The 22,631-nt window shown below is 34.3% G+C and carries 21 protein-coding genes; 11 read left to right on the top strand and 10 right to left on the bottom strand.

The genetic code is table 11. The features are described from left to right. Positions 1-292: 292 nt before the first annotated feature. The 3 genes from AB674_RS10300 to AB674_RS10290 all read right to left on the bottom strand — a co-directional run bounded on the left by AB674_RS10300 (position 293) and on the right by AB674_RS10290 (position 2,730). Positions 293-841, bottom strand: a complete 549-nt coding sequence (locus AB674_RS10300; RefSeq protein ID WP_047776284.1) for a hypothetical protein — start codon at positions 839-841, stop codon at positions 293-295. Positions 842-1,079: 238 nt separating this feature from the next. Next, on the bottom strand, positions 1,080-1,844 hold the full coding sequence (locus AB674_RS10295; protein ID WP_047776283.1) for a TIGR02757 family protein: 765 nt from the start codon (positions 1,842-1,844) through the stop codon (positions 1,080-1,082). Positions 1,845-2,064: 220 nt separating this feature from the next. Further along, positions 2,065-2,730, bottom strand: coding sequence for an ABC transporter ATP-binding protein (locus AB674_RS10290; protein WP_047776281.1), 666 nt, complete (start codon positions 2,728-2,730; stop codon positions 2,065-2,067). 227 nt (positions 2,731-2,957) lie between these two features. On the opposite strand from AB674_RS10290, the gene AB674_RS10285 reads away from it, so the two are divergent. Continuing rightward, positions 2,958-3,245, top strand: coding sequence for a hypothetical protein (locus AB674_RS10285; protein WP_047776279.1), 288 nt, complete (start codon positions 2,958-2,960; stop codon positions 3,243-3,245). A gap of 198 nt (positions 3,246-3,443) precedes the next feature. On the opposite strand, the gene AB674_RS10280 is transcribed toward AB674_RS10285, so the two are convergent. From AB674_RS10280 to AB674_RS10255, 6 genes are all read right to left on the bottom strand, one after another. Further along, complete coding sequence (locus AB674_RS10280) at positions 3,444-3,746, bottom strand: DUF6787 family protein (RefSeq protein WP_047776276.1); 303 nt, start codon at positions 3,744-3,746, stop codon at positions 3,444-3,446. 33 nt (positions 3,747-3,779) lie between these two features. Beyond that, positions 3,780-4,211 (bottom strand): DUF6146 family protein, encoded by a 432-nt coding sequence (locus AB674_RS10275; protein ID WP_047776275.1) that lies wholly within the window; start codon positions 4,209-4,211, stop codon positions 3,780-3,782. Between the two features lie 197 nt (positions 4,212-4,408). Further along, positions 4,409-4,969 carry a hypothetical protein gene (locus AB674_RS10270; RefSeq protein ID WP_047776273.1) on the bottom strand — a complete coding sequence of 187 codons (561 nt, stop codon included), beginning with the start codon at positions 4,967-4,969 and terminating at the stop codon, positions 4,409-4,411. A gap of 104 nt (positions 4,970-5,073) precedes the next feature. Next, positions 5,074-6,024 (bottom strand): D-2-hydroxyacid dehydrogenase, encoded by a 951-nt coding sequence (locus AB674_RS10265; protein WP_047776271.1) that lies wholly within the window; start codon positions 6,022-6,024, stop codon positions 5,074-5,076. 213 nt (positions 6,025-6,237) lie between these two features. Continuing rightward, positions 6,238-7,308 (bottom strand): 3-phosphoserine/phosphohydroxythreonine transaminase, encoded by a 1,071-nt coding sequence (gene serC / locus AB674_RS10260; RefSeq protein WP_047776269.1) that lies wholly within the window; start codon positions 7,306-7,308, stop codon positions 6,238-6,240. 93 nt (positions 7,309-7,401) lie between these two features. Next, a complete protein-coding gene (locus tag AB674_RS10255) occupies positions 7,402-8,466 on the bottom strand; it encodes an acyl-CoA reductase (protein ID WP_047776267.1) in 1,065 nt (354 codons plus the stop codon). Between the two features lie 134 nt (positions 8,467-8,600). On the opposite strand from AB674_RS10255, the gene AB674_RS10250 reads away from it, so the two are divergent. Further along, positions 8,601-8,951 (top strand): 4Fe-4S dicluster domain-containing protein, encoded by a 351-nt coding sequence (locus AB674_RS10250; protein WP_047776265.1) that lies wholly within the window; start codon positions 8,601-8,603, stop codon positions 8,949-8,951. 168 nt (positions 8,952-9,119) lie between these two features. After that, positions 9,120-10,286: a hypothetical protein gene (locus tag AB674_RS10245; protein ID WP_047776262.1), complete on the top strand. Its 1,167-nt coding sequence runs from the start codon at positions 9,120-9,122 to the stop codon at positions 10,284-10,286. A gap of 73 nt (positions 10,287-10,359) precedes the next feature. On the opposite strand, the gene AB674_RS10240 is transcribed toward AB674_RS10245, so the two are convergent. After that, positions 10,360-13,035 carry a TonB-dependent receptor gene (locus tag AB674_RS10240; protein WP_047776260.1) on the bottom strand — a complete coding sequence of 892 codons (2,676 nt, stop codon included), beginning with the start codon at positions 13,033-13,035 and terminating at the stop codon, positions 10,360-10,362. A 313-nt stretch (positions 13,036-13,348) separates the two neighbouring features. On the opposite strand from AB674_RS10240, the gene ychF reads away from it, so the two are divergent. From ychF to AB674_RS10200, 8 genes are all read left to right on the top strand, one after another. Beyond that, positions 13,349-14,443, top strand: coding sequence for a redox-regulated ATPase YchF (gene ychF / locus AB674_RS10235; protein WP_047776258.1), 1,095 nt, complete (start codon positions 13,349-13,351; stop codon positions 14,441-14,443). Between the two features lie 361 nt (positions 14,444-14,804). Next, positions 14,805-15,470 (top strand): hypothetical protein, encoded by a 666-nt coding sequence (locus AB674_RS10230; RefSeq protein WP_047776256.1) that lies wholly within the window; start codon positions 14,805-14,807, stop codon positions 15,468-15,470. A 254-nt stretch (positions 15,471-15,724) separates the two neighbouring features. Further along, positions 15,725-16,639 (top strand): YihY/virulence factor BrkB family protein, encoded by a 915-nt coding sequence (locus AB674_RS10225; protein ID WP_047776254.1) that lies wholly within the window; start codon positions 15,725-15,727, stop codon positions 16,637-16,639. A 160-nt stretch (positions 16,640-16,799) separates the two neighbouring features. After that, positions 16,800-17,324: an NADPH-dependent FMN reductase gene (locus AB674_RS10220; protein WP_047776252.1), complete on the top strand. Its 525-nt coding sequence runs from the start codon at positions 16,800-16,802 to the stop codon at positions 17,322-17,324. Between the two features lie 3 nt (positions 17,325-17,327). Beyond that, positions 17,328-18,308 carry a transglutaminase domain-containing protein gene (locus AB674_RS10215; RefSeq protein ID WP_047776250.1) on the top strand — a complete coding sequence of 327 codons (981 nt, stop codon included), beginning with the start codon at positions 17,328-17,330 and terminating at the stop codon, positions 18,306-18,308. A 42-nt stretch (positions 18,309-18,350) separates the two neighbouring features. Continuing rightward, a complete protein-coding gene (locus AB674_RS10210) occupies positions 18,351-19,334 on the top strand; it encodes a transglutaminase domain-containing protein (RefSeq protein WP_047776248.1) in 984 nt (327 codons plus the stop codon). 74 nt (positions 19,335-19,408) lie between these two features. Beyond that, positions 19,409-20,584, top strand: a complete 1,176-nt coding sequence (pncB, locus tag AB674_RS10205; protein WP_047776246.1) for a nicotinate phosphoribosyltransferase — start codon at positions 19,409-19,411, stop codon at positions 20,582-20,584. Between the two features lie 163 nt (positions 20,585-20,747). After that, positions 20,748-22,619 (top strand): DNA topoisomerase IV subunit B, encoded by a 1,872-nt coding sequence (locus tag AB674_RS10200; protein ID WP_047776245.1) that lies wholly within the window; start codon positions 20,748-20,750, stop codon positions 22,617-22,619. Positions 22,620-22,631: the final 12 nt, after the last annotated feature.

The raw sequence follows: 22,631 nt of genomic DNA, 5'->3' as shown, positions 1-22,631 counted from the left end.
CACAACTTTTTAACTTGATTCGAAATTACAGAACTATAAGATATTTGTTCCTCCACAACAATATGTCTTGATCCCTAATTTGTTCGCAAGATGGGTAAGAATTTCATACAAAAAAAGCTCCACTAATGGAGCTTTGGTTTTTTTAAAGACCTTTCAGATTAAGAATTCTGTCTTTCGACCTGTCAAATTCTTTATCCTGTCTTTGTTTAAGCAAAGGTAGGTATTTTTTTTATTTACGTAAATAAAATCAATTGTATTAATCTATTAGAATATTCTGCTCTATAGTTTATAGCTATTTTCTGTCAAAAGTGTGTAGTTTTTTAAGAACCCTTTTTACAAATTGCAAAAGAATAGTTTTGTCATGATGTAACTGGATAATATATTGCCCTTCCCTGATATGGAAGCCTTTATGTTTCATGGCGGTCCAGACCGTTACTTCATAAGTATCAACATCGAGAAAATGATATTCGAGAGCAACATTTAAAAAATGCTCTTCATTATCAACATGATTTTGAATAACTATTCTTGTGCTTTGTGGCGGCGCAAATGGTGGAAAATTAACAATTTTGCCATATTTAAGTGAATAATTAATGACGTGATTAAATGTGTCTCTTATAAGCTCTAAAATTGCTTCAAGCTCAATTCCTTCTCGAACTCCATTATCATCACCTTGTTGTACTCTAATAGTATAGTGTTTATCTGCCCATACATCTGAGTTGAATTTATGCGGACTCAATAGTACCTGTCGGGCATTTTTTGAACAGCAATTTTCAGAATATGCTTCAAGGTTAACAATTGATTCGGTGATAATAGATTTTATTCTCGGTCTTTCTCCAGCCATCTGTTATTTTTCTAAGCTACAATATTAGCAATTAATTTGATTAATTGTAAGAAAATACGCAAATTAATTAAAGCTTATATTTATTTAACAAGATAGGGTATAGCAGAAATATAATCTCGACATGTTTTATTTGGCAAAAAGATACTTGTAGTCAAGCAAAAAACATAAAAATCTATTTGAACTAAAATAATTGTGAAATCAGTGTTTGTATACAGGTGTTGATGAGGATTAGAATCTTTTAAAACCCTTCAAAAACGCCTAATCCAAAAAGAGCAAAATCATATTTTACAGGGTCATTGGGGTCCATTTTTCGGAGTTTAAGATCTAATTCAGTCAAAGCCTTTCCGTCGTTTTGTTTTCGGGTTAAAATGCCCAGTTTACGGGCAACATTACCGGAATGCACATCTAGTGGACAAGATAAAGCGGCTGGCGAAATACTTTTCCAGATGCCTAAATCGACTCCTTTTGTGTCTTGGCGTACCATCCAGCGCAAATACATATTGATTCTTTTGGCTGCCGAATTGTTTAAAGGATCTGAAATGTGTTTTTGCGTTCGCGGCAAATGATCAATTTCAAAAAAGACTTTTTTAAACTCATGAATACTTTTCTGCAAACTGTCTTTTTCCTGATTTTTAGCAAAAACAGCTTCTAAGCCGTTGTGGTTTTTATAAATGTTTTGCAATCCTTTTACAAAGCCTGTAAAATCTTTCCCATTGAAAGTTCGATGTACAAAATTTTCTAATCTTTCTAAATCTTCATCCGAATGGGACATAACAAAATCGTAAGGAGTATTCCCCATTAATTCCATCATGGTATGTGAATTTTTGATAATCATTTTGCGATTTCCCCAGGCTATGGTAGCACTTAGAAAACCGGCAATTTCGATGTCTTCTTTTTGCGTAAACAAATGCGGAATCTGCACCGGATCACTTTCAATAAAATCGAGATTGTTGTATTGAATGACTTTTTCGTCGAGAAATTCTTTGAGTTCTTTTTGGGTCATGATAAAATGAAAGTTCTTGGAGGTTTGTGGTTTTTTGTTCTTAGTCTAAAGCTTATGCCTACAATTTATACCCCAACATCATTAAGTTTAAGGATTGTCAAAAAAAGCCTCACGTATTTTAGCATTGAAATAAAAAAAATCCTTAGAATCCGCAAAATCCGCAGAATCTGCGTGAGAAGACAGCTTAATTTAGTAACATTGAGCTTATAGCTTAAAGTGACTAATTACTAATTAAACCATCAACCATTATTAGTTTCCTGTCGGCCATATTGGCTAATTCTTCGTTGTGGGTTACGATTACGAAAGTCTGGCCAAATTCATCACGAAGCTGAAAAAACAATTGATGTAGGTTTTCGGCAGAATGAGTGTCCAGATTTCCTGAAGGTTCGTCGGCAAAAATCACATCGGGTTTGTTGATTAAAGCTCTGGCAACGGCGACACGCTGTTGTTCACCGCCTGAAAGTTCGCCTGGCTTATGATTAATTCGGTGAGATAATCCTAAGTAATCTAAAAGTTTCTTTGCTGCTGCTTCTGTTTCCGCGGGTTTTTTACCTGCAATGTAAGCGGGAATACACACATTTTCTAAGGCTGTAAATTCAGGTAAAAGTTGATGAAATTGAAAAATAAAACCAAAATTCAGATTTCTGAATTTGGACAATGTTTTATCGTTAAGCCCTAAAATATTCTCTCCATTTATGATTAATGAAGTTTCATCCGCTGACTTTGAAGGTTTATCAAGAGTTCCTAAAATTTGCAAAAGCGTTGTTTTTCCGGCTCCTGAAGCCCCAACGATAGAAACAATTTCACCTTTTTTAATATGCAGATCCACTCCTTTTAAAACCTCAAGCTGATCGTAGAACTTATGTATATTTTTTGCGTGTATCATGATGAAACTGTTTTTACAAAGAAACAAAGATTCTGTCGATATTAAAATGGGTTGTAACAGAATTTTGGGAACAATATTTGATTAATGGGTTTCTGGTGGTTTGTGAAAATGAGAAAATGAGAAATGTAGGTTTTGGAATTTGGAATTTGAGATTTGGAATTTAAGATTTGAGATTTGGAATTTAAGGTAAGTTGTTTTTTAAGGAAAATAGAACTAAATTTATGAACATGAAAGAAGAAATAATCGTGAAGGACGAAAAAAACAAGAAACTTTTGATGGGTTTACTTTTTGATGGTATAGGAATGCTTTCCTTTACGATTCCTTTAGTTGGCGATTTTGCCGATGTGATTTGGGCACCGCTTGCTGGTTTCTTAATGACTTATATGTACAAAGGCAGAGTAGGGAAAGTGGCCGGTATTTTGACTTTTGTAGAAGAGATTTTACCCTTTACAGATATAATTCCATCCTTTACCCTTACATGGATTTATACCTATTATATTCAGAAGAAAGAGTAGAATTAAGCTATTGACTTCAATTAGCTTTATGACATCGAGGATAGCAAAAAAGGATGTTTTGTTGAAATAAATCACATATGACTAATAAAGACTATGTGAAAAAAATATGACTTCTTGAGCGCTTTAAATTGACAATTCTAAGTCTATGTTTCTATGTGTTAAATAGTCTTTAGCTGGATTGTACAAGACGAGTTTAAATTAGTCTTTGAATAAAAATCCAAGCCCCATATTTTTAAGCATTTTCTTTTCAAAATTCCAAAAGAAACGGAATTGACCGAAAAGAGCTCCTATTGCAACCAATAGAACTTGATAAATGGGAAAAATAACCAACAGACGAATTAGAGTAAACCAACCTCCAAAATCTTCTTTCGTAATTCCCAATAAAACACAAAAGGGTTTAGAAAGCCATGCAGAAGATGATCCTGTGATAGCAAAAACGGTAAGTATGATTATGGCTTGTAGGTTTGAGGTAATGCCCCAACGTTCTTTTAATCTCTTCATTCTTTATTTATAACAATTACAAATATAACAACATTATCTGGACGGAACATATCCCCAAAGCTTTTGTTTGTAAGTATTTTGAAAATAAATCATGTAATTGTAAATGAGGTAATTTACTTCATATCCATAATCGATTGTTGGATTGTAATTAATATTCATTTCGTACAAATTCGGACTGTAACGTTGTGGTTGTAAAACACGATTATTCCATTCGGTTATGTAAAGTCTGTTTTTTGTTTCGAGGTAGCTTTGTGAATAATACTGTCTTGGAAAAGCTCTGGAAGCTAACCACGTACTGAAGCCGTTATCAATAATAATAACTTCATATTCTAAAGAATCATTCGCAATTCTGACCGTATCGCTTAAGGCTACATTTTTAGTTACAGGCTGCTCTACATTGGTTTTAGCAGTAGAGCACGCAATAATAGTACCTAAAATGATCAGGATGTAAACAGCATTTTTCATGACTTTTTATTTGATCTTAAATTTACGAAAAAAAAGTGAAGGTTGGTTTGGAGGAAGGTACAAAGGTTCAGAGGTTTTAATAAAATGTAAAAAGCTGTTTATTCAAAAAATAAACAGCTTTTTGTATTAAGGAAGTTCACAAAGAGAAAAACTTTGTTCCTGTGTGCCTTTGAACCTTTGCAACTTATAAGAAGAACCTATTTTCCGAATAATTTACCAAGCAGACCTGAAATACCACCTTTACTTTGAGTAATGGCAACGGCATCGGCAATATCAACTTTACCGTCGGCATTTTGATCCAGGCCAAATTGCATTCCGTATTTAGAAATGGTGTCCATGATGCCTGACGCTTGTCCGCTGTTTCCTGAGATTGAATTGATGATATCTGAAATCTGGAAACTACTATCGTTAGGATCTTTTGCTTTATTAACTAAAGAATTCAATACTTGCGGAATCATATTAGAAGCCACACCTGAAGAGTCAGCGCTACTAAGTCCGAATTTTTCACCAAGACTTCCAGTTAGTTGTTGTGTTATTTGCTGTACAACAGGATTTGAACTGTCTATTGGAGTGCTTCCGTTAAATAAACCCGCCAATTGCTCTGCACCACCTTCTGAAGCAATTTTTTGCAGTCCTTCAAATATCGAATTACCAGCTTCTTTTACTACTGCTTCATTATGTTCATTTGGGACAGCACTGTTATTTACAACAGCATCTCCTCCATATTGTTGCACTAATTGTGTTAATTGTTCAAACATGATTAAATTTTTTTTGGATTGGTATCCTCAAATTTAATGAAAAAAAGAAAGGGATTTATTAAAGATGTTAATAAATCCCTTTTAAGATATTTAATTATAGTTAATTAGCTTAATAAAGTAATAATTTGTGAAGCTAATTCTGTTCCAATTCTGTCTTGTGCTTCTCCGGTTGCTGCTCCGATATGAGGAGTCAACGAGATTTTAGTATGCATTAAAATAGTCATTTCCGGTTTTGGTTCGCTTTCAAAAACGTCTAATCCGGCAAAAGCAACTTTTCCTGAATCCAGCGCTTTTACTAATGCTACTTCGTCAATAACACCGCCACGGGCACAGTTTACGATTCCAACACCGTCTTTCATGATCGCAAGTTCTTTTTCTCCAATGATGTAACCATCCTGAGCCGGAACGTGTAAAGTAATAAAATCAGCTTCTTTAAATAAAGACTCTAAAGATTGAGAAACAATTGTTGTAGTGATCGACTGACCGTCAAAAAACTCCACTTTAATATCTACTGTCGGAATAAAACTATCGGCAGCGATAACTTTCATACCTAAACCAAGCGCCATTTTTGCGGTAGCCTGACCAATACGGCCGATACCCACAATTCCCAAAGTTTTTCCTCTTAATTCAATACCATTTGCGTAGGCTTTTTTCAAACCGTCAAAATTAGTATCTCCTTCAAGTGGCATATTTCTATTAGAATCGTGTAAAAAACGAACACCGCTAAACAAGTGACCAAACACCAATTCCGCAACAGATTCTGATGAGGAAGCCGGAGTATTGATTACATGAATTCCTTTACTTTTAGCATAATCAACATCAATATTGTCCATACCAACACCGCCACGTCCAATGATTTTAAGACCCGGACAAGCATCAATAATATCTTTACGAACTTTAGTCGCACTACGCACTAAAACTACGCTTACATTGTTTTCGTTTACAAAATTAGCAACTTGTTCTTGTGCAACTTTTGTAGTTATAACTTCAAATCCACCTTTCTCTAAAGCTAGAATTCCACTTTTAGAAATTCCATCATTGGCTAATACTTTCATTTGTATCTATTTTGTTTATATGGCTAATCGTTTAACAGATCAACCAAGTATTACGATTTTTTCTTTTTTGTTCAGGAGCTATTTCCCGCTGTTCCTTCCAATCTTTTGCTTTTTAAAGAAAAAAGCAAAAGGATTTTCCCTCCCATCGGGGCTAGGGCTTCCGGTATTCTGAGCAAACCATTATTTCGATTAAAAAAGTAACCGAATTAACAATTAAACTTTAGTTTCTAAAGCTTTCATTACATCAACTAAAACCTGAACACTTTCGATAGGCATTGCGTTGTAAATAGAAGCTCTGTAACCACCAACAGAACGGTGACCCGGTAATCCTGAAATATTAGCTTCTTTCCATAAAGCATCAAAAGTAGCTGCGTGATCCGGATTGTTCAATAAGAAAGTAACATTCATTTTAGAACGATCTTCAATTGCTGCTGCTCCTTTGAATAAAGGATTTCTGTCGATTTCATTATAAAGTAAAGTTGCTTTTGCGTCATTTAATTTTTCAACTGCAGCAACGCCACCTTTATTTTTAATCCATTGTAAAGTCAATAACGACACATAAACAGCAAAAACAGGAGGTGTATTGTACATACTTTCTGCTTTAATATGTTTAGCATAGTCTAACATACTTGGAATAGTTCTTCCGGTTTTTTCTAAAATTTCCTCTTTTATCACAACCAAAGTTGTTCCAGCTGGACCCATGTTTTTTTGAGCTCCGGCATAGATTAAATCAAATTTAGAGTAATCTAAAACACGTGAGAAAATATCTGAACTCATATCGCAAACTACAGGAACGTTTGTAGTAGGGAAATCATTCATTTGAGTTCCAAAAATAGTATTGTTACTGGTGCAGTGAAAATAATCAGCATCACTTGGTATTTCGTAACCTTTTGAAATATGGTTGTAATTTTCTTCTTTTGATGAACCAACGATAACCGTTTCACCAAAATTTTTGGCTTCTTTTATCGCAGCTGCTGCCCAGGTTCCTGAATCTAAATAGGCTGCTTTTCCGTTTTCTTTCATCAAATTATACGGAGCCATTAAGAATGCTGTACTGGCACCACCTTGTAAAAATAGGGCTTGGTATCCTTTTCCTTGAAGGCCAAGTAGTTCTAAAGCAAGCGATCGCGCCTCCTCCATTACAGCAACAAAATCTTTGCTTCGGTGGGAGATTTCAAGGATAGAAAGTCCTGAATCGTTAAAATTTAAAATTGCTTGTGATGCCTTCTCAAAAACTTCTTGAGGTAAGATACTTGGTCCTGCGCTGTAGTTGTGTTTTTTCATGGTTTTTGTTAATAGTCGAGAATTTTAAAGACGCAAATTTCGGCAATAGGAGCGGAAAAAGCGATAAAATATTAGAAATGTTTGAACATTTTGTTACTTTGTTGTTAACAAAAACGTTATAGTATCTACGTTATCCGCATAATCCCATAATTGCGGATTTTGTGTTTGTCCGAACGAAATACTGTTTTTTACTAAATCGTTACTAACGATACACTGAATTTGTTCAGCATCAGCCTGAAGGCGTTTCTCCAGCTCTTCGATATCTTCGTAGAACTCATAAAAAACACTCGAAATAGGAGAGGCGTAACTTGGGTCTTCTTTTATCGTTAGAAAGCCATTATCGAGCAATTTAAAATTACTCATTAAGAATACCGCTTTGTTGTAATCGTAGTTGTTGGCGTATTTTTCATAATGTATAACGTCCTGATATTTGAAAATTGCTTCAAAAAAAGAAGTAAAAGAATATCCCTTTGGAACAAATAGTTTCGAGACATTGCGACATCCCAGACCAAAATATCTGAAAATATCTTCCCCTAAAGCTTCTAATTGTTCTTTGGTTTCTTTTCCGTTTAAAACAGCTACCGAATTTCTGTTTTTTCGAATAATAGAAGGTTTGTCTTTAAAATAATATTCAAAATAACGCGCTGTATTGTTGCTTCCCGTAGCAATTACAGTATCGAAATTTTCTAATTTACCTTCGACAAAAGTGATTTTATCTTTGAAATCAGGGTTGACCGCAATGATGTATTTTGCTAAAAAAGGCAATAAATGCTGATCATTTGAAGATGTTTTGATGATAGCGCGATTTCCTGTCAGTAAAACAGATAAAAAATCATGAAAACCTACCAATGGTATATTTCCTGCTAATATCAAAGCTACCGTTTTGTCATTTTCAGCAGCGTCTAACGAATAAGCAGAAAGCCATTTTGTGATGTTTTCTTCCGTTAAGGCAGCAGCCCAGGATTGAAGAGCAAAATAAACCTGTTCAGGAGTATACCAGCCATTATGAGATTGCGATAAGTGAATGAGTTTTTCGAAATCATCAAAAAATAAATCGTTGTGTAAAACATCCGATTTTTTAATTGTATCCTGCTCAGAAAATTGGTTTAAGAATTTTCCTAATTCAACAAAAACACTTTTTTTTGTTTCTAATGTCATAATGTTTGTTTATGAATTGTTTTGATTGTAATTTTGCACAAAAATAAGCTATATTAAGTTATAAGGCAAAGGAGAATAAAATCTTAATCGATTATTTCTCGACTTGTAACTTTTAACTCGTAACTAAGACAAAAATGGCAATAATTATAACCGACGAATGTATTAACTGTGGGGCCTGCGAACCGGAGTGCCCAAATACAGCAATTTATGAAGGAGCGGATGATTGGAGATACAAAGATGGTACAAGTTTATCCGGAAAAATAATTTTACCTGATGGAACTGAAGTGGATGCAGGTGATGCACAAACTCCAATTTCTGATGAAGTATATTACATTGTTCCCGGAAAATGTACGGAGTGTAAAGGTTTTCATGACGAACCTCAATGTGCTGCAGTATGTCCGGTTGATTGTTGCGTACCTGATGATAATCATGTAGAAGATGAAGAAACGTTACTAGAGCGTCAAGCATTTCTGCACAACGAATAATATTTTACAAGTTTTAAACATAAGAAAAATCCCGAGTTTTAGAACTTGGGATTTTTTTTACCAGCTATTTCTTATTTTATTTTTGTATAGTATTGGTATTTAAGGATTTAATTTAGTTAATTTGGCGATGTTTTTTAACACTTTGTTTGATAATTTTAAAAGCATCCTATGAAGAGAGTTTTATTTTTACTTTTTGTGTTCTTTAGTGTCAGTGTTTTAGCCCAAAACACAGAGTATTCTATTGTTGTAAAAGACCTGGAAACACAGTTGCCTATAGAAAATGCATCGGTTGTGATCATGAAAACCAAGCAAATTTTATTGAGTAATGCAGAGGGTAAAGTTACTTTTATATTAAATGGAGGCACTAATGTTCAGGTTTCAGAACCGGATCATGAAGATTTAACCGTGCGATGGACTGTTTTAAAAGAAAGTGGATTTGTTGTTTATCTAAAAAACAGACATAGCAAATTAGATGAAATTGTTTTATCTAAAGAATCTCCTCAAAAAACACTGCAAAAAATTATCTCCAGTTCCAGAAAGAAACTGGCCATGCCTTATCGATTAAAGGTGTATGTGAGGGAATTTTTTAGTCTTGATAACAAATATTCGTATTATAATGACGGTCTTGTTAATTTTCAATTTACGGTGAACCAGAAGAAAGTGAATACTACCTTATTGGTAGAGCAAAATCGTTCGTATGGTTTATTGGAAAATGATGTAAGCGCAGATTTAAAAGGATATAATCTGAATAATATCATGGAGAATTATTCGAATTTAAGTTATTTGGATCCACTCTTAAGTCCAAAAGCAAAAAAAGAGTACGATTTTTTTACCAAAGGACATCCCTCAAATACGGACTATTATATAATGAGTATTAGTCCACGCGATAAATCTAAAATTGCAGTAGATAATTTCGAAATTGTGTACGATCCGGTAAAAAAAGTAATTATGGAGTTTTCGATTACGATTACTCCGAGAACATTAGCTGAAAAAGTAGATAAAATAGGAGTAGGAGCTAAGAATATTACCCAATCGGTGGTGAAAGTAAATTACAGACTGGATGGCTTAGACTATTATTTATTGAGTTCGAATGAAGAGATTGCGTATGATCTTATTCTGAAAGATAATAAAGTTAAAAAAATCCATGTTCGCAATAATTTTATTACGACCAATTTCAATAAGCAAAAGTTTAGTTATAAAGATAGCGATGTTTTTAAAGAGAAAACCCTTTTTAATAAACGCAATAAGATTTTGACTAATTACTGGGATATTTCAGGATTCACAGCTACTGAAGAGGAAAAAGTATTAATCAGCGCATTAGATTTTAAGCTGTAGTTTTAAAAATATAAAAAAATAAATCCGACAGGTTTCAAAAACCTGTCGGATTTATTTTTTTATGTATTACCTATTAGAAATTAAATCCAATTCTGGCATAGTAGTAAGCACCGCTGAACCCCATTTGAACCGCATCCCAATAACCACCGGCTTCGGTGTTACCTAATTCGTCTTGTTTGGTTGGGTATACATTAAATAAGTTATTGCTACCCACACTTAATTTCAGGTTGTTTGTCAGTTTATAACCAACTGTTAGATCTGTAATTAATCTTGCGTTGTAAACATCGTCTTCGTCACCATAATCCACTAATACTACTTTACTAAATCGTGTGAATGCTAAGCCCGCATCAAATTTATTTTTAGAATAGTTTAAGTTTAAACCAAATTTGCTGTCCGGAGCGGAGGATAATAAAAAGGCTTTCTCACGTTTTCCAAAGAAAGTAGCTTCGTCCAGAGAACCATTTTTCACATTATCAATTTTCATGTCATTGATGTTTCCAACCAAAGTTACTCCAAATTGTGAGGCTCCGAATTTTTTCTTCCAGGCCAAAACTAAATCTAAACCATGTGTACTGGTATCAACGCCATTAACAAAAAACTGTGCTTTGTCAACGCCAAGATTAAAAGCACTTGCATCAAAATATCCGGTAAGAACGATACGATCTTTTACTTTTATATAATAACCATCTACTGTTGCTGTGAAGTCACCAAATGTAGCAGTGAAACCCAAAGAGGCGTTCACGGCCTTCTCTTCATTTAATTTTTGAATTCCAAAAGCTTTTGTAACAGGGCTGTTATTTGGAGCAAGTAAAACTTCGGTAGCACCGCCTGCATTGAAATTTGTAAAACGTAAGTTATAGTAAATTTGTGCTAATGACGGAGCACGGAAACCGGTACTTACAGATCCTCTGAAATTAATATGTTCTCCTGCTTTTATTCTGGCAGCTAATTTTCCGTTTAGAGTACTTCCGAAATCACTGTAGTTTTCAAAACGAACCGCTCCGCTTAATAAAAAGGCTTCTGTTACGTCCAACTCAGCATCTGTATATAAGGATAAGTTGGTACGACTTTTATCAACCGTATTGGCAGGACTGTATCCTGGGAAACCTTGTGATCCTCCTGGTCTTGAAATCGTTAATGGATTATCAGGCGAAGTAGGTTTACTAGGATCATAATCCGGATTTGGGATTGTTGGAGCCTGTTGCGTTGTAGGATCCGTGATAGGTCTTCCATTAGTATCATAGGTTGCATAAGAACCCTCTTCTCCAGCAAAAATATTGAATTTTTCTGTTCTGAATTCTGCTCCAAAAGCAAGATTTAAACCACTCAATACCGAATCGTAATTTTTAGAAAGATCAAAATTAGTAGTATTTTGAGTCAAACTGTGTCCACCGGCATCAAATTCTGTTGGAGATTTGTCTTCTAATGAAGCATTTATAGTTCCTTTTATATAGTAATGAAAAAGGTTCTTCCCATAAGTATTACTCATGTCGATATTCCATCCACTGGCTGTTTTGGTTTTAAATCCTGCTGCCAGAGAATTGTCCACAATATTGGAGGTAATTCTTGGTGTATAACCACCCGGGTATACAGATTCTACCACTCTTTCGCCTCCATTTCTGGTAAAAGCATAAGCATCGGTATCTCTGTAGTTTCGGCCTCCAAAAGCATAAAACTGAGTTTTTTCAGAAATAGGAATGGATAAATTTCCAAAAAGATTAAAGCCTTGAATGGCGGCATCTCCAAAACCTTTTCTAAAATCATAAGCAGGTCTGAGTGTTTTGTTTTTGTTGATGTATTCTGTAGTGAAATTAGCGTAACCACCTTTCTCACCAATAGCAACTCCATAGTTGGCAGCTACTTTTACGGATCCACCATCAAAGGATTGGTTTTTGCCGTATGAATTTCCATTCCCGTTTTGATCCAATCTGAAATCTTTGGTATTTGGAGTTCCGTCCAGGAAATCACCTTTTGCATTGGTATTAAACACGCCATAAGTTACGGATCCGGTTAGTTCATCAACATTGTCATTTAATACAATATTAATAACCCCCGCAATAGCATCAGAGCCGTATTGTGCTGCAGCACCATCACGTAAAATTTCAATTCTTTTGATAGACGTAGCTGGGATTGCATTCAAATCCGTTCCTGTATTCCCACGCCCGCGAGTTCCAAATAAATTAATAAGTGACGATTGGTGTCTTCTTTTTCCATTAATAAGAACTAAGGTCTGATCCGGTCCCAAACCTCTCAAGGAAGCAGGATCTACGTGATCGGCACCATCAGAACCGGATTGTTTGTTGGCATTAAAAGAAGGGGCGACATATTGTAGTAATTCATTAATTTCTAATTTACCGCTTTGGGTAGTAACATCTTTTACGCTAATAACGTCAATAGGAACAGCAGAATTGACTACAGTTCTTTTGGAATTTCTCGATCCAACAATTACGACATCACTTAGTACTTGTCCGCCATTTTCGTCTAAAGTAACGTCAGTTATACGGTTTGTTGTTGATTTTTCTACATTAGTATAGCCAACATAACTAAAAATTAAGGTAGCACCTTCTTTTACTTTTATAAGGTAACCGCCTTCAAAATTGGTAGATACCCCATTTGTTGTTCCTTTTTCAAGAACGTTAACTCCCGGTATTGGTGTGCCTGATTTGTCTTTTACAACTCCCGATATTTCTTTTTGAGCAAAGAGAAATACCGTATTAAATAGAAATAATAATAGTGCAATCTTTTTCATAGTTACTTAAGTTTGGTTTACTTTTTCTGTTTGGTATATTATAAAAGTAATGTTTTTTAACAAAAAATTAATAAAAAATATAATTATTTTCAAGAGGATGCTTTTAAAAATATTAATCATCATTTTTACTTCACTGGCGAGCTATTAAATCTTATATTTGCAAAATTTTAAAGTCGAAAAATAATATTTTGACAGAAGAATAAGAACAATACGTAAATCATAACCCGTTTAAAGTGACTCCTGTATAAGGATAACATGAGGTGGGAAGTCCCGATGAAATTGGGATTACATAAAAAATAAATAGAGTCAACAGATGAAAGCAGGAATTGTAGGATTACCAAATGTTGGAAAATCAACATTATTTAATTGTTTATCTAATGCAAAAGCGCAAAGTGCCAACTTTCCGTTTTGTACTATCGAGCCTAATATTGGTGTTGTAAACGTTCCGGATCCGAGAATTAACAAATTAGAAGAGTTAGTAAAGCCAGAACGCGTACAAATGGCAACCGTTGATATTGTAGATATCGCAGGTTTGGTAAAAGGCGCAAGTAAAGGGGAAGGTCTTGGAAACCAATTTTTAGGAAACATTAGAGAGTGTAACGCTATTATTCACGTTTTACGTTGTTTTGATAATGATAATATTGTGCACGTTGACGGAAATGTAAACCCAATTCGTGATAAAGAAACAATTGATATTGAACTTCAATTGAAAGATTTAGAAACGGTTGAAAAACGTTTGGAAAAAGTAAATCGTGCCGCTAAAACCGGAAACAAAGAAGCGCAAACAGAAAAAGGGCTTTTAGACAGAATCAGAGAGTCGCTATTACAAGCTAAGTCGGCTCGTACTATTGTGCCTCAAGGGAATGATGAAGAGGTTCTAATGGAATCTTTCCAATTGATTACAGCAAAACCGGTTTTATACGTTTGTAATGTTGACGAAAGTTCAGCAGTAAACGGAAACAAATATGTAGATCAGGTTCGTGAGTTAGTAAAAGACGAAGATGCTGAAGTTATCATCCTTTCAGTAGGAGCGGAGGCAGATATTACCGAATTAGAAAGCTACGAAGAGCGTCAGGTTTTCCTTGAAGATATGGGATTACAAGAGCCGGGAGCATCTGTTTTAATTCGTGCTGCTTACAAATTGTTAAAACAACAAACGTATTTTACAGCAGGTGTAAAAGAAGTTCGTGCCTGGACAATCAATATCGGATCAACTGCACCACAAGCAGCTGGAGTTATCCACACTGATTTCGAAAAAGGTTTTATCCGTGCAGAAGTAATTTCATATGAAGATTACGTTCAATACGGTTCAGAAGCAAAAGCAAAAGAAGCAGGAAAATTCAAAGTAGAAGGAAAAGAATATATTGTGAAAGATGGTGATGTAATGCACTTCCGTTTCAACGTATAATTTTTTTGAAGATAGAATAAAGAGAATAGAATAAAGAGAATAGAATAAAGAATATAGATTGAACCGCTGAAGAAATTTAGCGGTTTTTTTATGCGCCAAATCTAAATCTGCGTGCAAAAAAAAAGGAATACGCTTTTCTAACCATATAAGTGATGTAAGTTCATTTAAACTTTGCGCATAGTTTGTGAAGCTTTTTAATATGAACTTACATCACTTATATGGTTTTAAAAAAAAAAATTATATTCATTTGAGTGAATTGTTAAATAGAATTTATTAGATGTTGTTCTTTTAATTAGTTTGGCTTGGTTTTAGCAAACAGATTTTTAAGCTAATCTATAAATAAACCTTAAAAGTACTCCTGATGCAAAAAAGCGTTTTAATTCTAATTCTAACCTTAGTCGTTATTTCATGTAGAAAGAAAGATGCGCCAGCAGGGCCAAGTGTGTTTTTCGAAGAGCCACAACCTATTAATGATTCCGAATTAGATCATTTTCCTTCGAAATTCAAAGGTTTGTATATGGGTAAAGATTCTACTTTTATTAGAATTAATGACGATGTAGCTCAATATGAATATTTTTATAAGTATAAAATTCATAAAAATGAACTTGATTCAATGAAAACAGAATTTAACCTAATAGACGGGAAGCTAATAAGTAAATGGGGAAATGAAACATTTGATATTTCATCACAAGGTGATTCTTTGTTAATGTCTCAAAAAAAGATTGACACACTCTTCAGATTCTCCTATTATCAAAAGGCAAAACGAATAAATGGTAACTTAGTATTGAGTACAAAAGATTCCATTTTTTGGACTGTTCAAAATCTAAGCATCGAAAAAAACAACCTAAAACTTAAAGACATTTGTTTATATACTGATATCAGGAAAATGGACTCTGTTACTTTAATTAAATCAAAAATGCTGGATTCAACTTCTTATTTACTTAAGCCGACCCGAAGAGAATTTGGACGTATTTTAAGAATCAAAAACTTAGGTTATTTACAAGAATTCAAAAAAGTAAAAAATTAAATACAAGAAGTCTGCGTGCACAAAAAAAATACACTTTTTCTAACCATATAAGTGATGTAAGTTCATATTAAAAAGCATTTCAAACTATGCGCAAAGTTTAAATGAACTTACATCACTTATATGGTTTAAAAAAAGCTTCCCGTCTTAATTTACCTTAAACTAACATGGGAATCTGATAAACTTCAAAAGAAATATCGAAACGTAATTTTTCTGTTGAATCCTTAAATTTGAGAGTATGTCTAAAACCGAAACTCGTGAAACGTCAAAATATATTTTTAAAATCATGGAATTTACTGAAGGATACTTTTTTTGAATTCAACGAAGATAACGCGATCAAGTTAAGTGCGTCACTGTCTTATTATACATTATTTGCATTACCACCTTTGTTGATCATCATTATAACGATATGTGGTTTCTTTTTTGGAGAAGAAGCCGTAACGGGAGAACTTTATGGGCAAATCAACCGATTAGTAGGAAATGATGCCGCCATTCAGATTCAGGAAGCGATAAAAAATGTGCAATTGTCGGATAGCAATGTTTTTATCACGGTTTTTGGAGTGGTCATGTTGCTTATCGGGGCCTCAGGTGTTTTTGCGGAGATTCAGAGTTCGATTAATTTTATTTGGGGACTTAGAGCTAAACCTAATAAAGGGTTAAAGAAATTCATTCAAAACAGGATCATGTCGTTTTCTATGATTGCTTCTGTGGGGTTTTTAATGCTGGTCAGTTTAATGTTAAATACTGTTTTAGACCTTTTAAACAGCAGGTTGAAATTATATTTCCCCGAAAGTACGGTATATCTTTTTTATGTTATAAATTTAGTCCTTGTTTTGGGGAGTATCACGTTGCTTTTTGCGATTATTTTCAGAACGCTGCCCGATGGGGTCATAAAATGGAAAGACGCTTTTATAGGAGCCTCCTGCACAGCGGCTCTCTTTATGATCGGTAAATTTGCGATTGGATTTTACTTAGGAAGTTCAACTATCGCCAGCGTTTACGGAGCTGCCGGTTCTGTAATTATTATTTTGGTCTGGGTTTATTACTCGGCTATTATTTTATATTTTGGCGCTGAATTTACGAAAGTATATGCAAAATCATACGGCGGACAGATTGTCCCAAACGAGTACTCAGTCGAAATAAAAAAAGAAATTTTCGAAATCAAAGAATGATAATAACATGTTTTTTTTAACCATATAAGTAATGTAAGTTCATATTAAAAAGCTTTTCAAACTATGCGCAAAGCTTTAATGAACTTACATTACTTATATGGTTTAGAAAATGAGTACCTTAAATGTTTAAAAACACAAAGAAAAATTAATATTTATACATATGAAAATTATAGCGTTTGGAGGAAGTAACAGTCAGCATTCAATCAATAAAAAATTGGCGACATACGCAGCCGGTTTATTCGAAAATGCAGAAATTGAAGTTTTAGATTTAAATGATTATGCAATGCCCTTGTTTAGTGTCGATTTGGAAAAAGAAATAGGACAGCACGAAATTGCCAAATTGTTTTTGAGTAAAATAGAGAGTGCTGATACTTTGGTCATTTCTCTGGCAGAAAACAACGGAAATTATTCGGCAGCTTTCAAAAACCTTTTTGATTGGAGTTCGAGAATTATGAAAGAAATTTTTCAGCAAAAGCCGATGCTGTTATTAGCGACCTCACCAGGAGCTAGAGGAGGAGCATCTGTTTTAGAAATCGCAAACAATGCCTTGCCTAGATATGGAGCGCAGATAAAAGCGACTTTCTCCTTACCGGCTTTCAATGCTAATTTTGATATCGAGCAAAATAAAATTTCAAATACAGAGTTAGATAGAGAATTAAAAGAGAGTATAAAAGCCAGTTTCTAGTCCATGATATTAAAAAAAAATACCATTTTCGTTCTTTTTCTAAGTGTCCTTTTTTTACAATCCGCTTACTCGCAAAAGTATAATGCGGTTGACAATATTGTTTTAAAATACCCAAAGCAATTTAGTAGTACTGAAAAATTAGCAGAAAGAATTGAGAAAGATTTTACTTCAGATTACGACAAAGCAAGAGCGATCTACTGTTGGATTGCTTTTAATATAAGTTACGATTTAGCCACATATCTGAATCCTCCAAGAGCACGAGGTTTTAGTTATACGACTGAATTGGATAAACAGCAAAAAATAAAACTTCAGAATGATAAAGACCTTCAAAAAGTGTTTAAAACCCGAAAAGCAGTTTGCGAAGGGTTTACGCTTTTGTACCGTCATTTGGCTGGATTGGTTGGTTTAAAGTGTGAGATTGTCCGCGGAGATTCTAAAACCAGATTGAATGATATCGGACGACAAAACACCACCTCTAACCACGCCTGGAATGTTGTTTTAGCAGATGGAAAATGGCGATTGGTAGATGTAACCTGGGGAGAAGGATATTACGATCAAAGCAAAAGAAAATTGGCCAAAGATTTTACGGACATTTATTTTGATACCAATCCATCCTATTTTTTTGCCAAACATTTTCCTGATTCAGGTACTTATCTTGGGGATGAATTAAGTAAAAGTGATTTCCTGAATGCACCTCTGATTTATAACAAAACGATTGAAGGAGACTACGAAATTATGGCACCTCAATCGGGTACTATTGCAGTGAAAAAAGGCGATAAGGTTACTTTTAGAATTAAAAACATTTCAAAAACAGCGGTACTTTTTTATCTGAATCAAAAAAATCAGACGGTTCGAATCGAAAACTCAAAAGAAAGAGGAGAAAGTTTAGAATTTCAGGTTACATTTGACCAGAATATCGGTCAATACCTTACTTTTTATCTTGACAAAAGCAGTATTGTTTCCTTTAAAGTTATTCAAAAATAAGTAAAACTTAAAACCAGATTTCCCAAAAATTACCTTAATTAAATGCCACAAAAAAAACTCCTTATCTTATTCCTTTTTGCGAATATGATTTTTTCACATGCCTCTTATTCCCAAAATTACAGCGCTATTGATAGTATTGTATTAAAATATCCGAATTTTGGAAACACAACAAAATTAGCAGAAAGAATTAAAATAGATTTTACTTCAGAACATGATAAAGCAAGAGCAATATACAGTTGGATTGCTTTAAATTTAGAATATGATTTAGAGACATTTTTAAATCCACCCGATAAAAAAAGTTTTTCAGCCAAAGAGGATGCTGATTGGGCTAAAAAAAAACAACTAAACGATGCCAGTACTACTCAAAAAGCCTTTAGATCCCGAAAAGCAGTATGCGAAGGATTTGCGAATTTGTATGCACATTTGGCTGCATTAACCGGATTAAAATGTCAGGTAGTAACCGGGGATTCAAAAGTAGATTTACCGGATATTGGAAGAAGAAATTATCTTTCGAATCATGCCTGGAATACGGTTCAGGTTGATGGAAAATGGATATTAATTGATGTAACCTGGGGACAGGGGTCTTATGATTTCAAACGTAAAGTACTGGTAAGGAAATTTACGCCTATTTATTTTGACATGGAGCCAAAATATTTTAACGCCAAACATTATCCTGAAGCTGCGATGTACAAAGGTAATACAGGAAATAAAAATGAATTTCTGAATGGGCCACTTATCTATAACGATTTTATAGCGGAAAAGTGTGAGATCTTAATCCCTTTTTCTGGTGTAATCAATGCTAATGAAGGAGATAAGGTAACTTTTAAGATTAAAAATGTTTCAAAAGGGGATGATCTTTATTATCTTGATAAAAAGGAAGAAAAAGTTAAAATTGAAAATCTAAAAGAACAGGATGGGGTATTAGAATTTCAAATTACTTATAATAGAAAACAGGGTCGTTTTATTACTTTGTATCTTGATAAAAATGCTCTTGCTTCTTTTAAAGTAGTTCCAAAAACAATTTAGACTTTAAGGAGATTTCGAAATATTATTTTAATAGCGTATCTTAGCAAGAAGTATAAAAAAATAGTTTTGGACTTATGGAAACAACTTTTCTGAAATCAATTTTAGATAATGATTTCTATAAATTTACGATGCAGCATGCTGTAATTAAACTTTTTCCAAAAGCAAAGGTACGTTATGCTTTTATCAATCGTGGAAAGCATGTTTTTCCGCCCGGTTTTGCTGATTTGCTTCGACGTTCGGTTGATGCGATGGCAGATTTGCGATTGACGAAAGAAGAGAAGCGTTATTTGTCTCATCATACCCATTACCTTGATCCCACCTATTTGGATTTTTTGCAAGGATATAGTTTTGATCCGTCAGAAGTCGAAATTAGTCAGGAAGGATTAGAATTAAAAGTTACTATTGAAGGCTATTGGTACCGTACCATTTTGTGGGAAGTTCCTTTGATGGCTCTGATATCGGAACTTTTTTATAAAGCCAATCTTCTGATTCGATTAAACGATGATGCCATAAAAAGCCTGACCAAAGATAAAATAGATAATTACAATACACTTGGAGTGGCTGTTTTGGAATTTGGGACACGCCGCCGCCATTCTTACGAGGTGCAGGAGTTGGTAAATGAAACGCTGAATAATTTTGGTAATCAAAGTTTTATTGGAACCAGTAATGTGCATTTTGCAATGGTTAACAATAAACGACCGTTGGGAACACATGCCCACGAGTGGTTTATGTTTCATGCAGCACAATACGGCTTTAAGATGGCCAATTCAATGAGTTTGGAGCATTGGACACAGGTGTACGGAGGAGATCTCGGAATTGCGCTTACAGATACGTATACGTCGGATATATTTTTCAACCAATTTGATAAAAAATACTCCAAACTTTTTGATGGCGTTCGGCATGATAGTGGTGATCCCGTAGAATTTGCTCAGAAAGTAATCGCGCATTATACCAAAATGGGAATTGACCCGAAATCAAAAAGCATTGTTTTTTCAGATTCTCTTAATTTTGATAAAGTAAAAGTGATATCCGATTTCTGTAAAGACAAGATCAGAATGTCTTTTGGAATCGGAACTAATTTCACCAATGATGTAGGCCTTCCGTCTATGAATATGGTGGTCAAATTAACCGATACCAAACCAGATAATACACATTGGCAGGGAGTTGTGAAACTTTCTGACGAAAAAAATAAAAATACAGGAACGCCTGAAATGATTGCTTTGGCAAAAGAAGTACTGGGAATCAAATAGTATTTTTTGTTGTAACGTTGATTTTTTATATTTTTAAGGTCCGTATTATTTTAAAATCAGTTTAAATAGTTCTAAAAAGCCGTTTTTATTGATAACTTTAAAATGATACGCTTTCATTTTTTACCCAGAAATGGTACATTAGCCAAAAATCCTAAATTCATTTATGCTAGAGCAAAATCAATATAACGAAGATAACATTCGATCACTCGATTGGAAAGAACATATCCGTATGCGTCCGGGAATGTATATCGGAAAATTAGGTGATGGATCTTCACCAGATGATGGTATTTATATTCTTTTAAAAGAGGTTTTAGACAACTGTATCGATGAATTCGTTATGGGTGCCGGAAAAACTATTGAAGTGACGATCAAGGATAAAACGGTTTCTGTTCGGGATTACGGACGTGGAATTCCGTTAGGTAAAGTAGTCGACGTAGTTTCGAAAATGAACACAGGAGGAAAGTACGATTCTAAAGCTTTCCAGAAATCAGTGGGTCTGAATGGTGTCGGAACAAAAGCAGTTAATGCTTTGTCAAGTAGTTTTCGTGTAGAATCGGTTCGTGATGAGAAACAGAAAGCAGCAGAATTTTCGGCAGGGAATCTTGTTTCAGAAGAAGATGTAATTGATACAACAAAACGAAAAGGAACAAAGGTTTCTTTTACACCGGACGAAACGATTTTCAAAAACTATAAATTTCGTTTAGAATATGTAATCAAAATGGTCAAAAACTATTGTTATTTGAACAATGGTTTGACGATTATCTTCAATGGTGAAAAATATCTTTCAGAAAACGGTCTTAGAGATTTATTAGAAGAAACCATTAGTGAAGAAGATTTAGAATATCCGATTATTCATTTGAAAGATCATGATATTGAAATCGCTTTAACACATAGTAAAACACAATATAGCGAAGAATACCATTCTTTTGTAAACGGTCAGAATACCACACAAGGAGGTACACACTTAGCCGCTTACAGAGAAGCTGTTGTAAAAACCATTAGAGAATTTTACAACAAAAACTTTGAGGCATCAGACGTTCGTAAATCGATTGTGAGTGCGATTAGCATCAAGGTAATGGAACCCGTTTTTGAGTCCCAGACCAAAACCAAATTGGGTTCTATGGACATGGGTTCTGATGATGGAACGCCTGCAGTATCGGTTCGTACTTTTGTAAATGATTTTGTGAAAACCAAATTAGACAATTATTTACATAAAAATACACCAACGGCAGAAGCCTTATTGCGTAAAATTTTACAAGCAGAACGCGAACGTAAAGAACTATCAGGAATTAGAAAACTGGCCACAGATCGTGCTAAAAAAGCCAATCTTCACAATAAAAAATTAAGAGATTGTCGTGCACATCTTCCTGATACAAAAAATCCAAGAAACTTAGAAAGTACTTTGTTTATTACCGAGGGAGATTCGGCATCGGGATCGATTACCAAATCGCGTGATGTAAATACACAAGCCGTTTTTAGTTTACGTGGTAAGCCTTTGAACTCGTACGGAATGAGCAAAAAGATTGTGTATGAAAACGAAGAATTTAATTTACTGCAAGCCGCTTTAGATATCGAAGACGGATTAGAGAAATTAAGATACAACAATATCGTAATCGCAACCGATGCCGATGTCGATGGTATGCACATTCGTTTGTTGTTGATTACGTTCTTTCTTCAGTTTTTCCCCGAATTAATAAAAGAAGGACATTTATACATTTTGCAAACGCCACTTTTTAGGGTTAGAAATAAAAAGGAAACGATCTATTGTTATTCGGAAGAAGAAAGAAAAGACGCGATTGAGAAATTAAAACCAAAGCCGGAAATCACGCGATTTAAAGGTTTGGGAGAGATTTCTCCCGACGAGTTTAAAAACTTTATCGGAGATACCATTCGCCTTGATCCGGTTATGATGGATAAAAATACCTCAATCGAGCAATTATTGTCTTTCTATATGGGTAAAAATACACCGGACAGACAAGAGTTTATTATCAAGAATTTGAAGGTGGAGTTGGATGCGATTGAAGAGGAAGCTTAAAAACAACATATT

Source organism: Flavobacterium sp. ABG, from assembly GCF_001027725.1.
In the GTDB taxonomy this organism is placed as follows: domain Bacteria; phylum Bacteroidota; class Bacteroidia; order Flavobacteriales; family Flavobacteriaceae; genus Flavobacterium; species Flavobacterium cupriresistens.
The sequence above is the reverse complement of the archived record's forward strand: the minus strand, read 5'-3'. Positions and strand labels throughout refer to the sequence as shown.

What these genes read in the sequence shown, in the direction of transcription:
- AB674_RS10255 (WP_047776267.1), bottom strand. Translation starts at nt 8,466, where the DNA reads ATGACATTAGAAACAAAAAAAAGTGTTTTTGTTGAATTAGGAAAATTC.
- AB674_RS10300 (WP_047776284.1), bottom strand. Translation starts at nt 841, where the DNA reads ATGGCTGGAGAAAGACCGAGAATAAAATCTATTATCACCGAATCAATT.
- pncB (WP_047776246.1), top strand. Translation starts at nt 19,409, where the DNA reads ATGGAAACAACTTTTCTGAAATCAATTTTAGATAATGATTTCTATAAA.
- AB674_RS10265 (WP_047776271.1), bottom strand. Translation starts at nt 6,024, where the DNA reads ATGAAAGTATTAGCCAATGATGGAATTTCTAAAAGTGGAATTCTAGCT.
- AB674_RS10290 (WP_047776281.1), bottom strand. Translation starts at nt 2,730, where the DNA reads ATGATACACGCAAAAAATATACATAAGTTCTACGATCAGCTTGAGGTT.
- AB674_RS10250 (WP_047776265.1), top strand. Translation starts at nt 8,601, where the DNA reads ATGGCAATAATTATAACCGACGAATGTATTAACTGTGGGGCCTGCGAA.
- AB674_RS10285 (WP_047776279.1), top strand. Translation starts at nt 2,958, where the DNA reads ATGAAAGAAGAAATAATCGTGAAGGACGAAAAAAACAAGAAACTTTTG.
- AB674_RS10240 (WP_047776260.1), bottom strand. Translation starts at nt 13,035, where the DNA reads ATGAAAAAGATTGCACTATTATTATTTCTATTTAATACGGTATTTCTC.
- AB674_RS10220 (WP_047776252.1), top strand. Translation starts at nt 16,800, where the DNA reads ATGAAAATTATAGCGTTTGGAGGAAGTAACAGTCAGCATTCAATCAAT.
- serC (WP_047776269.1), bottom strand. Translation starts at nt 7,308, where the DNA reads ATGAAAAAACACAACTACAGCGCAGGACCAAGTATCTTACCTCAAGAA.
- AB674_RS10295 (WP_047776283.1), bottom strand. Translation starts at nt 1,844, where the DNA reads ATGACCCAAAAAGAACTCAAAGAATTTCTCGACGAAAAAGTCATTCAA.
- AB674_RS10200 (WP_047776245.1), top strand. Translation starts at nt 20,748, where the DNA reads ATGCTAGAGCAAAATCAATATAACGAAGATAACATTCGATCACTCGAT.
- AB674_RS10215 (WP_047776250.1), top strand. Translation starts at nt 17,328, where the DNA reads ATGATATTAAAAAAAAATACCATTTTCGTTCTTTTTCTAAGTGTCCTT.
- AB674_RS10270 (WP_047776273.1), bottom strand. Translation starts at nt 4,969, where the DNA reads ATGTTTGAACAATTAACACAATTAGTGCAACAATATGGAGGAGATGCT.
- AB674_RS10275 (WP_047776275.1), bottom strand. Translation starts at nt 4,211, where the DNA reads ATGAAAAATGCTGTTTACATCCTGATCATTTTAGGTACTATTATTGCG.
- AB674_RS10230 (WP_047776256.1), top strand. Translation starts at nt 14,805, where the DNA reads ATGCAAAAAAGCGTTTTAATTCTAATTCTAACCTTAGTCGTTATTTCA.
- AB674_RS10210 (WP_047776248.1), top strand. Translation starts at nt 18,351, where the DNA reads ATGCCACAAAAAAAACTCCTTATCTTATTCCTTTTTGCGAATATGATT.
- AB674_RS10245 (WP_047776262.1), top strand. Translation starts at nt 9,120, where the DNA reads ATGAAGAGAGTTTTATTTTTACTTTTTGTGTTCTTTAGTGTCAGTGTT.
- ychF (WP_047776258.1), top strand. Translation starts at nt 13,349, where the DNA reads ATGAAAGCAGGAATTGTAGGATTACCAAATGTTGGAAAATCAACATTA.
- AB674_RS10280 (WP_047776276.1), bottom strand. Translation starts at nt 3,746, where the DNA reads ATGAAGAGATTAAAAGAACGTTGGGGCATTACCTCAAACCTACAAGCC.